This is a genomic window from Salmonella sp. NW645, assembly GCF_051703725.1.
GTDB lineage: Bacteria > Pseudomonadota > Gammaproteobacteria > Enterobacterales > Enterobacteriaceae > Salmonella > Salmonella enterica.
This window is the reverse complement of sequence record NZ_JAMMKR010000010.1, coordinates 37,942-53,124: the sequence shown is the minus strand read 5'-3', so window position 1 is coordinate 53,124 and position 15,183 is coordinate 37,942. Positions and strand designations below refer to the sequence as shown.

The following is a 15,183-nucleotide window of genomic DNA, read 5'->3' as shown; positions in this document are numbered from 1 at the left end:
AAGAATGGCTGATTTAGATGATATTAAAGATGGCAAAGATTTTCACACCGATAAACCACAAACTAACACTTTGTTCGCATTAAAAGGCTGTGGCGCGCTGGATTGGGGAATGCAGTCCAGACTGGCGAGGATTTTTAATCCCAAGACCAGAAAAACGGTCATGCTGGCCTTTGACCATGGATATTTCCAGGGGCCGACAACCGGACTTGAGCGTATTGATATCAATATTGCGCCGCTCTTTGAATATGCTGATGTCTTAATGTGTACTCGCGGCATATTACGCAGTGTGGTACCTCCGGCAATCAATAAACCAGTCGTTTTACGCGCGTCCGGGGCGAATTCTATTCTCACTGAATTAAGCAATGAGGCGGTTGCGGTGGCGATGGATGACGCTGTGCGGTTGAATAGCTGTGCTGCTGCCGCACAGGTTTATATTGGTAGTGAGCATGAACATCAGTCGATTAAAAATATTATTCAACTTATTGATGCCGGGTTACGCGTCGGGATGCCAATAATGGCAGTGACCGGAGTGGGTAAAGATATGGCTCGCGACCAGCGTTATTTTTCACTGGCAACGCGTATCGCTGCGGAAATGGGGGCGCAAATTATCAAAACGTATTATGTCGATAAAGGTTTTGAGCGTATTGCGGCAGGTTGTCCGGTGCCGATTGTCATCGCCGGCGGTAAAAAACTGCCTGAACGTGAAGCATTGGAAATGTGCTATCAGGCGATTGACCAGGGGGCTTCTGGCGTAGATATGGGGCGTAATATATTCCAGTCAGAAGATCCGGTAGCCATGATTAAAGCGGTACATGCTGTCGTTCATCATAACGAAACAGCAGAGCGTGCTTATGAGCTTTTTTTGAGTGAGAAAGGTTAAATGAGATCGCTTCCCCATCTTTTACCGATGCGAGGAGATGGGGATGACTGTTATTTTATTTGGAATAATCAGGGGGTTAATGATGCACGTTACGCTGGTTGAAATTAACGTTCATGATGACAAGGTTGAACAATTTATCGATGTTTTTCGGCAGAATCATCTGGGCTCAATTAAAGAGCCGGGTAACTTGCGTTTTGATGTTCTGCAGGATCCGCAGGTGCCTACGCGATTTTATATTTATGAAGCCTACGTTGATGAACAGGCCGTCGCTTTTCACAAGACAACGCCACACTACAAAACTTGCGTGGAGCAGCTTGAACCGTTGATGACCGGTCCGCGGACAAAAAAAGTTTTTATGGGTTTGATGCCTTAAGGAGCGCTCATGAACAGCCAGTTTGCCGGATTAACGCGCGAAGCATGTGTGGCATTGTTAGCGTCATATCCGCTTAGTGTGGGTATTCTGGCAGGGCAGTGGATTGCGTTGCATCGCTATCTGCAACAGTTGGAAGCGCTAAACCAGCCGCTGTTGCATTTGGATTTGATGGATGGTCAATTTTGCCCGCAGTTTACCGTTGGGCCATGGGCAGTTGGGCAACTGCCGCAAACCTTTATCAAAGATGTTCATTTGATGGTAGCGGATCAATGGGCGGCGGCGCAAGCCTGCGTGAAGGCGGGCGCACACTGCATCACGCTTCAGGCTGAAGGCGATATTCATCTGCATCATACGCTAAGCTGGCTTGGTCAGCAGACCGTGCCCGTTATTGGCGGTGAAATGCCGGTGATCCGGGGGATTAGTTTATGCCCGGCAACGCCTCTGGATGTCATTATCCCCATTCTGAGCGACGTTGAGGTTATTCAACTACTGGCAGTGAACCCTGGATACGGCAGTAAAATGCGCTCCAGTGATTTGCATGAGCGCGTGGCACAGCTTCTCTGTCTACTTGGTGATAAACGCGAAGGTAAAATTATCGTTATTGATGGGTCGTTAACGCAGGATCAGTTGCCTTCGCTGATTGCACAGGGCATCGATCGTGTTGTTTCTGGTAGTGCGTTATTTCGTGATGATCGGCTGGCTGAGAATACGCGGAGCTGGAGGGCGATGTTTAAGGTTGCCGGGGATACTACTTTCTTACCCTCCACAGCATAAATGCCGGATGGCGGCTTTACCTTATCAGGCCTACATAAGCACTCGGCTGGTAGGCCTGATAAGCACAGCGCCATCAGACATTGATCGGCAATTAAGCCTGTTTAGCAGCTTCTGCTGCTTTCACGATCACCGCGAAAGCGTCAGCTTTCAGAGAAGCACCGCCTACCAGTGCGCCGTCGATGTCCGGCTGCGCGAACAGTTCGGCTGCGTTGGAGGCATTAACAGAACCGCCGTACTGGATAATGACCTGTTCAGCGATTTTCGCGTCAGCTTTAGCAATGTGGTCACGGATGAATTTGTGAACCGCCTGCGCCTGCGCAGGAGTTGCAGATTTACCGGTACCGATCGCCCATACGGGTTCATAAGCGATAACCGCGCCTTCAAAGGCTGCCGCGCCCTGCGTTTTCAGTACCGCGTCGATCTGGCGTGCGCATACTTCTTCTGTTTTGCCCGCTTCGTTTTCCGCTTCGGTTTCACCGATGCACAGTACCGGCGTCAGACCTTGTTCTTTCAGTACGGCGAATTTTTTGGCGATCAGCTCGTCAGATTCTTTGTGATAAGTACGACGCTCGGAGTGGCCGATAATAATGTACTGCGCGCCGATATCCTTCAGCATTTCAGCCGAAGTTTCACCGGTGAATGCGCCAGACAGGTTCAGATCAACGTTCTGCGCGCCCAGCATAATGTGGCTACCGGCAGCAGCGCGTTTCGCCAGATCGATATACATTTCCGGCGGAGCGATTGCCACGTCGCAGCCTGCTACGCCCGCCAGTTCTTTACGCAGGTTAGCCACCAGTTCGTTTACCATGTGGCGGCTGCCGTTCAGTTTCCAGTTACCCATCACTAAAGGATGTCGCATTTCATTTCTCCACGCTTAGTCAGCGAATTAAGGAAGATGGCCGCTCGTCAGAGCAGCATGGTCTGTGAAACAGTATAGAGATTCATCCCCGGAAAGGCTTTGCTTTTTGTCATCAATTCGCCCCTTCCAGATTTTCAGATAATGCCAGCTTAATCGGTTCAACCGCGAAGGTCAGCCCCTTTTCGCCGTTATCTGCGACAACATAACGTACCGCGCCTTCTGTCTCGGCGTAATAGTGTTTACCTTTACCGGCGATAAGCATCTTTTGCAGTTTTTTCTGGCTTTGCTCTTTTGTCAGCAACGGGGCGACAGTACGAATAATGGCGGCCATATATTCCAGCGCTTTCGCTTTCGCCGCTTTCTGTTCCGGCCCCTGAATGGGCAGCCAGGTAATCTGCATACTTTTCACTTTGAGCGTACCGCGCTCCAGCGCCGTGGAGGCATACAGATTTTCGTTAATCTTACTGGCGGCGCGGGTCAGATTCGCCTTATCGCGGCTATTCTCAATGGCGCGAAATTCATTGAGCGGCAGATCGGGATTCTGACGGTTAAAGTTCTCACGAAACTGGCTAATAGAAAGATCAAAGGTTGGCGAGCCCGCCAGCAGATAGGGCGCCGTCGTGGTCGATGAAGAGAGCTGCGCGTGCGCCGTTATGCTGGCGGTGAGAGCAGAAAACAACAGTAAAAATAGAGTACATCCTGGCTTCATCAATCTTACCTTTCGTTAGGACTGCTCACGATTAAAACGATAACTGTCGGGCTTGTCAAAAGGGTAAACTGTAGCGGAAGGCAAAATATAAGGAACTTACATGACCATACAGCAATGGTTATTCTCATTTAAAGGGCGTATCGGACGCCGTGATTTCTGGATTTGGATCGGCCTCTGGTTCGCCGGGATGCTGGCGCTATTTTCGCTGGCGGGGAAAAATCTGCTTGATATCCAAACGGCGGCATTTTGCCTGGTGTGCCTGCTGTGGCCGACCGCCGCCGTCATGGTCAAACGTCTGCATGACCGGGGACGTTCCGGCGCGTGGGCGTTGCTAATGATTCTGGCGTGGATGCTGCTGGCCGGAAACTGGGTGATGCTGCCGGGGATGTGGCAGTGGGTCGTCGGGCGATTTATTCCGACGCTGATCCTGGTGATGATGCTTATCGATCTGGGCGCGTTTGTCGGTGTTCAGGGGGAAAATAAGTTTGGGAGAGCGACACAGGACGTGAAGTTTAAAGCAGAACCGTAAACGGGCGGTAAACCGTAATTTGCCCGGTGGCGCTGACGCTTACCGGGCCTACAGATTGGTGATGATTTGCAGGAGGCCGGATAAGCCCCAGCCGCCATTCGGTAAAACATCACCAGTAATGTTCAGCCGTCATATGCCCCGGTCGGCGGCGCAGATGTTTAGTCATCTGTCGGGTCTCTTTCAGCAGTTGCTGCGTATCGCGCACCATCTGCGGGTTCCCGCACAGCATGACGTGGCTGGTCTCTTTATCCATCGGTAATCCAACGGCTTTTTCCAGCTCGCCGTTTTCAATGAGCGCTGGCACGCGTCCGGTAAGCGAGCCTGGCACGCTCTCCCGGCTGACCACCGTTTGGATGCGCAGCTTGCCTTCATAACGCTGTTGTAGTTCCAGCATTAGCGGCAGATAGCTTAAATCGGCGGCGAAGCGTGCGGCGTGGACCAAGACCAGATTTTTAAAGCGCGCGACATCCTGGCCATATTGCAGAATAGACAAATACGGGCCAATAGCGGTTCCGGTCGCCAGCATCCATAGCGTCTCGCAGTCAGGCACTTCATCCAGTACAAAGAAACCCGACGCGTCGCTGACCACTTGCACCTCATCGCCAGGTTTTAGCGCTGCCAGCCGCGGGCTGAGCTTTCCTTGCGGAACCGTCACCAGATAAAACTCTAAATTCGGATTGTCAGGCGCATTCACATAGGAATACGCGCGCTGAACGCGCTCGCCATCGATCTCCAGTCCGAGTTTGGTAAATTGGCCTGCAGTAAAAGGATTAATGGGGGCGTGAACGGTCAGGCTGAACAGTGCGTCAGTCCAGTTTTGCACCTTAGTGACTTTACCTGTTACCCAATCGGCCATGGTTTTCTCCTGTTCTGAATCGCTAACCTTATCTTCGTTCGTCAGGAGAAAGATTTCCAGCCCCGCGAGGCTGGAAGGCTCTAACTAACAAATGCGCTAGAGGATATGCGCCTGTACATCCGGATCTTTACGATCAAGATAGTGGATCGACTGAATGCGGCGGATGGTGCGTGATTTGCCGCGGATCAGCAGTGTTTCCGTCGTGGCAATATGGCCTTTTCGGCTAATTCCTTCCAGCAGATCGCCTTTCGTGATGCCGGTCGCGGAGAAAATAACGTTATCGCTACGCGCCATATCGCCCAGGCATAACGCCTTGCCCGCTTCAATGCCCATTGCTTTGCAGCGCACCAGTTCCTGTTCGCCAATGCGGCGGTTTTCTTCGCTGTCGCCTTTCACGTCATGGCGCGCCAGCAGACGCCCCTGCATATCGCCGTCCAGCGCGCGGATCACCGCTGCGGATACCACGCCTTCTGGTGCGCCGCCAATCCCGTACAGCACGTCGACTTCGCTATCCGGCATACAGGTCAGAATTGAGGCCGCGACGTCGCCGTCAGGAATGGCAAACACGCGTACGCCCAGTTTGGCCATCTCTGCGATAACCTCGTCATGACGCGGTTTTGCCAGAATGGTCACGGTCAGATCGCCAAGCGGTTTACCCAGCGCATCCGCGATGTTGCGCAGGTTATCCGCCAGCGGCAGATTGAGATCGATCGCCCCTTTGGCGCCCGGACCGACAATCAGTTTTTCCATATACATATCGGGTGCATTCAGGAAACAGCCTTTATCGCCGACCGCCAGCACCGCCAGCGCGTTCGCCTGACCCATCGCCGTCATGCGCGTGCCCTCAATCGGATCGACGGCGATATCTACCGCATCGCCGTGGCCGGTACCGACTTTCTCGCCGATATAGAGCATCGGGGCCTCGTCGATTTCGCCTTCGCCAATCACGATGGTGCCGTCAATGTTGACCTGGTTGAGCATGATACGCATGGCGTTGACTGCCGCGCCGTCCGCGGTATTTTTATCGCCGCGTCCCAGCCATTTGTAGCCAGCCAGCGCCGCCGCTTCGGTCACACGGGAAAATTCGATGGCAAGTTCTCGTCTCATAACAAACTCGTAGCAAAAAGGAGTGGCGCGCAGTGTAGCACAGGGGAAGGAGGGAATAATTGATGTGTGTGCGGAGTTGCCCCCGCACAAAGATTTTGCCGGATGGCGACCTTACTTGTCGTGCTCTTCCCACGCCATTGCGCGTTTAACTGCTTTCTTCCAGCCGCTGTAACGGTAGTTACGCTCGGTGGTTTCAATGCCGGGGCGGAATTCTCGTTCAATGACGGCTTTTTCCTGCAACTCGTCCAGGTTCTGCCAGTAACCGACGGCCAGACCAGCCAGATAGGCGGCGCCCAGCGCGGTCACTTCGCGCACTTCCGGGCGTTCCACCCGCGTGCCGAGAATATCTGACTGGAACTGCATCAGGAAGTTGTTGGCCACTGCGCCGCCGTCCACACGCAAAGCATGCAGGCGGATACCGGAGTCGGCCTGCATCGCTTCCAGTACGTCGCGGGTCTGGTAAGCGATAGATTCGAGCGTCGCGCGGATAATGTGATTAGAGTTCACGCCGCGAGTCAGGCCAAAAATGGCGCCGCGGGCATACGGGTCCCAGTACGGCGCGCCCAGACCGGTGAAGGCCGGAACCACGTAGACGCCGTTGGTATCTTTCACTTTCGTGGCGAAATATTCGGAGTCGAACGCGTCGCTGATGAGCTTCATTTCATCACGCAGCCATTGAATGGACGCTCCCGCCATAAACACCGCGCCTTCCAGCGCATAGTTGACTTCGCCGCTTGGGCCGCAGGCGATGGTGGTCAGCAGGCCGTTTTCCGATTTTACCGCTTTCTCGCCGGTGTTCATCAGCATAAAGCAGCCGGTGCCGTAGGTGTTCTTTGCCATTCCTTCCTTTACGCACAGTTGGCCGAATAGCGCGGCCTGCTGATCCCCGGCAATCCCGGCGATAGGAATACGTGTACCGCCTTTACCGCCAATATTGGTCTGGCCGTAGACTTCGGAGGACTTACGTACCTGGGGCAGCATCGCGCGTGGGATATCCAGCACGTCCAGCATCTTATCGTCCCAGTCCAAATCATGGATGTTGAACAGCATGGTTCGTGAGGCGTTGGTGTAATCCGTAACGTGGACGCGGCCCTGCGTCATCTTCCAGATAAGCCAGGTATCCACCGTACCGAACAGCAGCTCGCCACGCTTCGCGCGTTCGCGCGAACCTTCCACATGGTCAAGGATCCATTTCACTTTAGTGCCAGAGAAGTACGGGTCGACGACCAGACCGGTATTGTCGCGGATGTAATCTTCCAGGCCGTCGCGTTTAAGCTGTTCGCAAATATCGGCGGTACGACGGCACTGCCAGACAATAGCGTTGTATATCGGTTTGCCGGTTTCACGTTCCCAGACGATCGCGGTTTCACGTTGGTTGGTGATACCGATAGCGGCAATCTGATCGGAACTGATATCGGCCTTAGCCAGCACTTCTACCAGCGTTGAGCTTTGGGACGCCCAAATTTCCATCGGGTCGTGTTCTACCCAGCCTGGCTTAGGATAAATTTGCTCAAATTCGCGCTGTGATACGCTGACGATATTCGCGTCATGATCCATAACGACCGCGCGGGAGCTGGTGGTGCCCTGGTCGAGCGCAACGATATATTTTTTTTCAGTCATAATTTTGTCCCGTAATCAGATTACAGCGAAGCATTTTGTTGTGTGGTCGCGGTGGAGTCCTTCTCTTCCACGACGCAGGTATCGCACGGCAAATGACGGCCAATAAATTTGCGATAAGCAAACGCGCCCAGAATGGCGCCGACGATGGGGCCAAACAGCGGCACCAGGAAGTAAGGAATGTCTCTACCGCCGGTAAATGCAATTTCACCCCAGCCGGCAAGCCCGGCGAACATTTTGGGGCCAAAGTCACGCGCCGGATTCATCGCAAATCCGGTCAACGGCCCCATAGAGGCACCGATAACGGCGATCAGTAAACCAATGAGCAGTGGCGCAAGCGGACCGCGAGGTACGCCGTTGCCGTCGTCGGTCAGCGCCAGAATCAGCCCCATCAGAATAGCGGTAATCACCATTTCAACCGCGAAGGCCTGCACAAAATTGATATGAGGATTCGGGTAAGTTGAGAAAATGCCTGCGAGATCGAGACTTTCAACGCTGCCACGGACGATATGGTGGGTTTGTTCGAAGTCCACAAAAAGATTGTAATAAAGCCCGTAAACTAACGCCGCTGCGCAAAAGGCGCCGGCAACTTGAGAAATAATAAAAGGAACAACTTTACGTTTGTCGAAACAGGCAAATAGCCAGAGTGCGATGGTCACTGCCGGGTTCAGGTGTGCGCCAGAAACACCTGCCGTCAGGTAGATAGCCATCGCCACCCCCAGACCCCAGATGACGCTGATTTCCCACTGTCCAAAAGTAGCTCCGGCAACTTTAAGCGCAGCGACACAACCCACACCGAAAAAAATCAACAACCCGGTACCGAGGAATTCAGCAATGCACTGGCCTTTTAAGGTTGATGTTTGACTCATAATCGGATCCTGAAGAGTATGTAATGATTATTGGTATGCGAGGAGGTCATGGACATCCACGATGCCCTGTAGGCACACTGTTAATTTATCGTTAACGAGCAAAAACGAGAAATATCGAAATCAAAATGTGTGTACTGCGTCAATAAAATGAGCGTTATCGCGCCATGAGGCGCATTTTGAGACAGCAGAAGAGAGTGAATTGAATCATTTCATTAACCAATATGTTAACACTTTTAAGTTATTGAATGAATGTTACCAGGAGATGGATGAAAATTGCTGCAAACCGCGATCTACGCGGTATGTCGCTGGACAGCGAGAGCGGGGCTTCATACAATCGACACTATATATTGTGCGCGTTTACGTGAAGCGTCGCCTTGCAATTCAGGAGAGGTAAGATCATGTCTTTAGAAGTGTTTGAGAAACTGGAAGCAAAAGTACAGCAGGCGATTGACACCATCACCCTGTTACAGATGGAAATTGAAGAGCTGAAAGAAAAGAACAACAGCCTGACGCAGGAAGTGCAGTCTGCACAGCATCAGCGTGAAGAACTCGAGCGTGAAAATAATTCTCTGAAGGAACAGCAGAGCGGCTGGCAGGAACGTTTGCAGGCGCTGCTTGGTCGTATGGAAGAAGTCTAATCCTCGTCATATTTCACGTTATGGCGGCGTTGGCTGCGTGCGTTCACCCCAGTCACATAGTGGCCTATGCTCCTGGGGATTCACTTACTTGCCGCCTTGCCCTGACGCGAAATCTATAGAGGATTTAGAATGCGGATATCGGTGGGCCGGATAAGGCGTAAGCTGCCATCCGGCAATCAGCGACAACGCATAAAAAAGGCGCCTTACGGCGCCTTTTTTGATCACTCGATATCAAGCGGGTCTTCGGAAAGGATAATCCCGGTGTTGTCGGCATAGAGATGATCGCCGGAGAAGAACGTCACGCCGCCGAAATTGACGCGCACATCGCTTTCCCCAATGCCTTCACCTGCGGCGCCAACCGGAATGGCGGCGATCGCCTGAATGCCGATATCCAGCTCTTCCAGATCGTCCACCTGACGCACCGCGCCATAGATAACCAGCCCTTCCCATTCATTTTGCGTAGCCAGACGCGCCAGCTCCGCATCGACTAATGCCCGACGGACAGAACCGCCGCCATCGACCAGCAGAACCCGACCACGGCCATTTTGTTCGAGCAGATCGTACAGCAACCCGTTGTCCTCGAAACATTTTACCGTGATGATTTGTCCGCCAAACGACGACCGTCCTCCAAAATTGGAGAACAGCGGTTCCACGACGTTGACATCTTCCTGATAGATGTCACAAAGCTCGGAAGTATCGTATTTCATAGGCTTAACGTTCAGTTGCTGCGAGAATTTTTAGTATATCGCGCTAAGTATACTGTTGGCAAAATCATCAATTGTTAATTGATATTTGTCAGTTAAACGGCCCACTGACTTAAGAGTATCCCAATCACAAATAACAGGTTGGTTAACAACGCGCCTTTAACGGTACGTTCAAGCATCGGGCGCATTGCCGCAGGCTCCCTTTCGCGCATTACGTAGCGCGCTTGTTTAATGAGCAATGGCGCGGCCAGAATAAACAACCATCCCCACGGACTGTGTAGCGAGAGCAGATTAAACAGCGCCAGACAGAGCAGCGCGCCTAGCAACAGGCAGGCGTGATAACGACGCGCGTTGACATCGCCGAGTCGTACCACAAGGGTGTTTTTGCCGTTCTCTCTGTCGCTATTAATATCGCGCAGGTTATTAATATTCAGCACCGCCGTCGCCAGTAAACCGCAGGCGGTGGCCGGGAGAATTAGCGCCGGAATCAACGTATGCGCCTGGAGGTACCAGCTCCCCATGACACTTAGCCAGCCAAAGAATACCAGGACAGAGATATCACCCAGCCCGATATAACCGTAGGGCCGATTACCCACGGTGTAGGTGATGGCGGCGATAATCGACAGCCCGCCCAAAATCAGGAAGCCGACAAAATCGGTTAACGTATGGCACGCGACCGCCACCAGCGCCAGTCCGGAGATACAGATCAGCACGACGGTAATGATTAACGCCCGCTTCATCTCCTGCCGGGTGATGACGCCTTTTTGCATCCCCCGCAGCGGCCCGATGCGATCCGGTTTATCACTGCCTTTGACAGCGTCGCCGTAATCGTTGGCGAGGTTGGATAAAATTTGCAGCAGCCCGGCGGTGATAAGGGCCAGCAGTGCGACCAGAGGATCGAAATAGCCTTGCCACCATGCCAGGGCCGTACCGACGATAATCGCCGCAAAGGCGAGGGGTAAGGTTTTGGGTCGTAAGCTTTCCAGCCAGGCCTGGGTGCGGCTAATTTGTTGTTGTTCAGTCATATTTAGCGCCAATAAAAATGGGGCTTTTCAGCCCCATCAACAGTGATGAAAATGCATTGGACGCGATTATAAGATAAAACGGCTTAGATCTTCATCTGCGACCAGCGCATCCAGATGTTTGCTCACATATTCCGCATCAATTGTGATGTTTTGGCCGTGCAGATCGCTGGCGTTATAGGAAATCTCTTCCATCAGACGCTCCAGTACGGTATGCAGACGGCGCGCGCCGATGTTTTCGGTGGTTTCGTTAACCTGCCAGGCGGCTTCGGCAATACGTTTAATACCGGAATCGGTGAACTCGATATTGACGCCTTCAGTTGCCATCAGCGCTTTATACTGCACGGTGACGGAGGCGTTTGGCTCGGTCAAAATGCGTTCGAAATCGCTGGTGGTCAGCGCCTGAAGTTCAACGCGAATCGGCAGACGGCCCTGCAGTTCCGGGATCAGATCAGACGGCTTCGCCACCTGGAACGCGCCAGAGGCGATAAACAGAATATGATCCGTTTTGACCATCCCGTGTTTGGTCGAAACCGTGCAGCCTTCTACCAGCGGCAGTAAGTCGCGCTGTACGCCTTCGCGTGAAACATCCGGGCCGGAGGTTTCGCCACGCTTACAAATTTTGTCAATTTCATCGATAAACACGATGCCGTGCTGTTCAACCGCGTCGATAGCGTCCTGTTTCAGCTCTTCCGGGTTGACCAGCTTAGCAGCCTCTTCTTCAACCAACAGTTTCATCGCGTCTTTAATTTTCAGCTTACGCGGTTTCTGTTTCTGACCGCCCAGGTTCTGGAACATAGACTGCAACTGGCTGGTCATCTCTTCCATGCCCGGAGGTGCCATAATCTCTACGCCCATCGGCGCGGCGGCGAGGTTAATCTCGATCTCTTTATCGTCGAGCTGGCCTTCGCGCAGTTTTTTGCGGAACGTTTGACGGGCGGCAGAAGGCTCCTGCTGCTGTTCGGCCTGGCCCCAGTTATTTTTTGCGGGTGGGATCAGTACGTCGAGAATACGTTCTTCCGCCAACTCTTCCGCACGATAGCGGTTTTTCTCGATAGCCTGTACGCGAACCATTTTCACAGCGGCATCGGTCAGATCGCGGATGATAGAGTCCACTTCTTTCCCGACATAGCCCACTTCGGTGAATTTGGTGGCTTCGACTTTAATGAACGGCGCGTTGGCGAGTTTTGCCAGACGACGGGCGATTTCGGTTTTACCGACGCCAGTCGGGCCAATCATCAGAATATTTTTCGGCGTTACTTCGTGGCGCAGCTCTTCATCAAGCTGCATACGACGCCAGCGGTTACGCAATGCAATCGCCACGGAACGCTTTGCGTTATCCTGGCCGATAATGTGTTTGTTCAGTTCGCTGACAATTTCGCGTGGGGTCATTTCAGACATGAGAGGTCCTTACGCTTTGGCGGTCAATTCTTCAATGGTGTGGAAATGGTTGGTGTAAATGCAGATATCGCCTGCAATATCCAACGCCTTTTCAGCAATTTCGCGCGCGCCGAGCTCGGTATTTTCTAACAGAGCGCGAGCGGCAGCCTGGGCATAAGGACCGCCGGATCCGATAGCAATTAAATCGTTTTCAGGTTGCACGACATCGCCGTTACCCGTGATGATGAGCGAGGCGGTTTCATCCGCGACGGCCAGCAACGCTTCCAGTTTGCGTAGCATACGGTCGGTACGCCAGTCTTTCGCCAGTTCAACGGCGGCTTTGACCAGGTGCCCCTGATGCATTTCCAGTTTACGTTCAAACAGCTCGAACAGCGTGAATGCATCCGCAGTACCGCCCGCAAAGCCCGCAATGACCTTGTCGTTGTAGAGGCGGCGGACTTTCTTCACGTTGCCTTTCATTACTGTGTTACCCAGTGTGGCCTGACCATCACCGGCGATTACCACGTGGCCGTTACGGCGTACGCTTACTATTGTTGTCACGAGCAGACCCCTTGGTTACTAATGCTGAATTGCGGCCCCGTACGGCGTACGGGGCATAATGCAAGTATAGATGGGGGAGATTTTGAGGGTTTCAACCCCCGGTGGCGAGTCGAATGCAGTTTGTATGGCCCGCCATCTTCAGACGGTTAATGGTGCTGTCGGCATTTTCTTTACCTTTCACCGGCCCGATAACCACGCGATTCCAGCCGTTATTGGTGGTAATTTTGGAGTCAAAGCCTTCAAACGCCAGCTGAGCGCGGACGCTTTCTGCCTGCTCGGCGCCTTTGAATGAACCACATTGCACCATCCAGCGACGCTCATCTTTTTTCTCTGCTGTCGCCTTCGGCGCTTCAGGCGCGCGCGTAATTGGCGCGGCTTTCGGCGCTGCCGCGCTGGTATGCGCCGGCGTTTGCAGCAAATCCTGATAAGGTTGCTGCGAGGCCGTCTGCTTCGGCGGCTGACTTTGGCGCGCGGGTTGCGCCGGGGCGGACTGTACCGTGCGTGTTTGCGGCTGCTCGTTTACCCGCGGCTGCGTACGTGGTTGCTGAACAGGCTGCGTTTGAGCCCACTGCTGCTGCTGCTGCTGCTGCGCCTGACGCTGGCGCTGTAGCGTTTGCTGGCGTTGTTCTGGCGTCTGCTCGTTCCACGGCACTTCGTTAAGTTGCGTCGGCTGCTGACGCATATCCGCCTGCATCTGCTCCAGGAGTTGACGCTGCTCGCTGGTGAGCTGATTCGGATTCATGACTTCGCCGCCGGCGGACGGTTCCGTTGGCGTACGCACGCCCGGCTGGCGACTTTCCAGCTCTTTGATGTAACGCCAGCGCTCTTCCGGTTTTGGCGGAAGCCCATTGCCGGTGACTTTCTGGTTTTGTAGCGTTTCGGACTCTTCTTTCTTATGGTGAGTAATGAAGTACAGACCGCCGATAAAGGTCACAAGGACGGCTGCCGCAATCGCGACCATTGCCGGCGAGACGGCAGGCATGTTGCTTTGCTTCTTCCGTGAGTTCCGTGAGGTGCTCTTTTTGCGCCGCGAAGGAGCCGGTTGGCCGCGACGTACATAATCTCGTTGTGCCACTATCGTTTCGCTGTATTTATTCGTTCGTCAGCCCGTCATGTTACTGAAGCGGCGGGCCTTTGACCAGACAGGTGAGTCTTAAAGCTATTTACTTTAGGGTAAAGCGCGCGTAGAACCGCGAATAATCAGCTCGCAATCCATTAAACGCGAGCCGCTGCTCACATTTTGCCCCTGCATCTGATCGAGCAACAGCAGCATCGCCTCGCGACCAATGTCAAAACGCGGCTGCGCCACGGTTGTCAACGGAGGGTCGCAAAACTCGGCCAGCGCGATATTGTCAAAGCCGATAATCGACAGATCGTCAGGCACTTTCAGACCCTGGCGCTTGGCCCAGGAGAGGGCGCCCAGCGCCATTACGTCGCTATGACAAAAGACGGCGGTAGGCGGCAACGGTTGCTCAAGCAACTGCTTTAATGCGTTTGCCCCGGCTTCAAAGGTAAAGTCGCCACGGGCGATGTAATGCGGATCGACCACAATGCCACTGCGTCTTAATGCCTGTACGTAACCTTGTAAGCGATAGTGACAGAGCGGCATATCTTCCGGCCCCGCAATACAACCAATCCGCTTGTGGCCCAAATCCAACAGGTAGTTCATGGCATTGAACGCGGCGGTGAGGTTATCGATATGTACCGTCGGCAGTTCAAGCTCCGGCGCAAACTCATTCGACATCACCATCGGAGGCAAATTGCGCTGCTCCTCAACGCTGGCGTCAAAGGGCAGTCGGGAACTGAGAAGTACCATGCCGTCGATCTGTTTGGTGATGATGAGATTAAGAAAGGTTTTTTCTTTCTGGTTTTGATGGGCGCAATCGCCAATCAGCACCAGATACCCCTGTTCTGCCGCGGTCACTTCGATACCACGGATAATTTCACTGAAGAAGGGATCGCAAATATCCGGGACAATCACCAAAATCGTACGGGATTCATTGCGTTTTACATTTCGCCCCATCGCCTGCGGGAAATAACCCACTTCAAGCGCGGCCTGTTCAACCCGGCTACGGGTCGACTGGGAGACTTTATCGGGGTTCATTAACGCGCGGGATACGGTTGCCGTAGAGACTTTCGCCTTCAACGCAACATCCTTCATCGTAGCGGCAGTAACCTGCTTGTTCGATTTCACTCTTTCTCCTCGCCTGGGAACTGCTGGCGCAGATCTATCCCTGGTAACACTCATCGAAAACATTTTTATCAGATAGTGCGTGGAAGCGGTTACAGAATTTTCATAAAAAGT

At 53.2% G+C, this 15,183-nt stretch carries 17 protein-coding genes; 5 read left to right on the top strand and 12 right to left on the bottom strand.

The annotated features are described in order from the left end of the window. Positions 1–4 precede the first annotated feature (4 nt). The 3 genes from lsrF to NA389_RS19175 all read left to right on the top strand — a co-directional run bounded on the left by lsrF (position 5) and on the right by NA389_RS19175 (position 2,027). On the top strand, positions 5–880 hold the full coding sequence (gene lsrF, locus NA389_RS19185) for a 3-hydroxy-5-phosphonooxypentane-2,4-dione thiolase LsrF (RefSeq protein WP_000774146.1): 876 nt from the start codon (positions 5–7) through the stop codon (positions 878–880). 82 nt (positions 881–962) lie between these two features. Continuing rightward, positions 963–1,253 (top strand): (4S)-4-hydroxy-5-phosphonooxypentane-2,3-dione isomerase, encoded by a 291-nt coding sequence (gene lsrG, locus NA389_RS19180; RefSeq protein ID WP_001543603.1) that lies wholly within the window; start codon positions 963–965, stop codon positions 1,251–1,253. Positions 1,254–1,262: 9 nt separating this feature from the next. Next, entirely contained in the window at positions 1,263–2,027 is a 765-nt protein-coding gene (locus tag NA389_RS19175; RefSeq protein WP_001088045.1) for an epimerase, read from the top strand. A 91-nt stretch (positions 2,028–2,118) separates the two neighbouring features. Here NA389_RS19175 and tpiA read toward each other — a convergent pair whose 3' ends face one another. Together tpiA and NA389_RS19165 are read right to left on the bottom strand one after the other, a co-directional pair. Beyond that, positions 2,119–2,886: a triose-phosphate isomerase gene (gene tpiA / locus NA389_RS19170; protein ID WP_001216335.1), complete on the bottom strand. Its 768-nt coding sequence runs from the start codon at positions 2,884–2,886 to the stop codon at positions 2,119–2,121. 112 nt (positions 2,887–2,998) lie between these two features. After that, entirely contained in the window at positions 2,999–3,595 is a 597-nt protein-coding gene (locus NA389_RS19165) for a YiiQ family protein (RefSeq protein ID WP_000802241.1), read from the bottom strand. A 100-nt stretch (positions 3,596–3,695) separates the two neighbouring features. Between NA389_RS19165 and NA389_RS19160 the strand changes: the two genes are divergently transcribed. Then, the gene (locus NA389_RS19160) at positions 3,696–4,124 is read left to right on the top strand and encodes a DUF805 domain-containing protein (RefSeq protein WP_000155241.1); all 429 of its coding nucleotides are present in this window, start codon (positions 3,696–3,698) and stop codon (positions 4,122–4,124) included. A gap of 109 nt (positions 4,125–4,233) precedes the next feature. Here the strand turns inward: NA389_RS19160 and fpr are convergent, their stop codons facing one another. The 4 genes from fpr to NA389_RS19140 form a co-directional block, all read right to left on the bottom strand. Then, positions 4,234–4,980, bottom strand: a complete 747-nt coding sequence (fpr, locus tag NA389_RS19155; RefSeq protein WP_000796303.1) for a ferredoxin--NADP(+) reductase — start codon at positions 4,978–4,980, stop codon at positions 4,234–4,236. Positions 4,981–5,076: 96 nt separating this feature from the next. Then, positions 5,077–6,087 (bottom strand): class II fructose-bisphosphatase, encoded by a 1,011-nt coding sequence (gene glpX, locus NA389_RS19150; RefSeq protein WP_079920689.1) that lies wholly within the window; start codon positions 6,085–6,087, stop codon positions 5,077–5,079. 111 nt (positions 6,088–6,198) lie between these two features. Beyond that, positions 6,199–7,707 carry a glycerol kinase GlpK gene (gene glpK / locus NA389_RS19145; protein WP_000136809.1) on the bottom strand — a complete coding sequence of 503 codons (1,509 nt, stop codon included), beginning with the start codon at positions 7,705–7,707 and terminating at the stop codon, positions 6,199–6,201. Positions 7,708–7,727: 20 nt separating this feature from the next. Further along, entirely contained in the window at positions 7,728–8,573 is an 846-nt protein-coding gene (locus tag NA389_RS19140) for an MIP/aquaporin family protein (protein WP_000084285.1), read from the bottom strand. A gap of 398 nt (positions 8,574–8,971) precedes the next feature. On the opposite strand from NA389_RS19140, the gene zapB reads away from it, so the two are divergent. Beyond that, positions 8,972–9,211: a septal ring assembly protein ZapB gene (gene zapB / locus NA389_RS19135; protein WP_000051370.1), complete on the top strand. Its 240-nt coding sequence runs from the start codon at positions 8,972–8,974 to the stop codon at positions 9,209–9,211. Positions 9,212–9,432: 221 nt separating this feature from the next. On the opposite strand, the gene rraA is transcribed toward zapB, so the two are convergent. The 6 genes from rraA to cytR form a co-directional block, all read right to left on the bottom strand. Beyond that, positions 9,433–9,918 carry a ribonuclease E activity regulator RraA gene (gene rraA / locus NA389_RS19130; protein WP_000872918.1) on the bottom strand — a complete coding sequence of 162 codons (486 nt, stop codon included), beginning with the start codon at positions 9,916–9,918 and terminating at the stop codon, positions 9,433–9,435. Between the two features lie 92 nt (positions 9,919–10,010). Further along, positions 10,011–10,940, bottom strand: coding sequence for a 1,4-dihydroxy-2-naphthoate polyprenyltransferase (menA, locus tag NA389_RS19125; protein ID WP_000139639.1), 930 nt, complete (start codon positions 10,938–10,940; stop codon positions 10,011–10,013). A 66-nt stretch (positions 10,941–11,006) separates the two neighbouring features. Next, a complete protein-coding gene (hslU, locus tag NA389_RS19120; protein ID WP_001293360.1) occupies positions 11,007–12,338 on the bottom strand; it encodes an HslU--HslV peptidase ATPase subunit in 1,332 nt (443 codons plus the stop codon). Between the two features lie 9 nt (positions 12,339–12,347). Continuing rightward, positions 12,348–12,878: an ATP-dependent protease subunit HslV gene (hslV, locus tag NA389_RS19115; RefSeq protein WP_000208240.1), complete on the bottom strand. Its 531-nt coding sequence runs from the start codon at positions 12,876–12,878 to the stop codon at positions 12,348–12,350. 91 nt (positions 12,879–12,969) lie between these two features. After that, entirely contained in the window at positions 12,970–13,953 is a 984-nt protein-coding gene (ftsN, locus tag NA389_RS19110) for a cell division protein FtsN (RefSeq protein ID WP_000068805.1), read from the bottom strand. A 93-nt stretch (positions 13,954–14,046) separates the two neighbouring features. Beyond that, the gene (cytR, locus tag NA389_RS19105; RefSeq protein WP_000841328.1) at positions 14,047–15,072 is read right to left on the bottom strand and encodes a DNA-binding transcriptional regulator CytR; all 1,026 of its coding nucleotides are present in this window, start codon (positions 15,070–15,072) and stop codon (positions 14,047–14,049) included. Between the last annotated feature and the right edge of the window lie 111 nt (positions 15,073–15,183).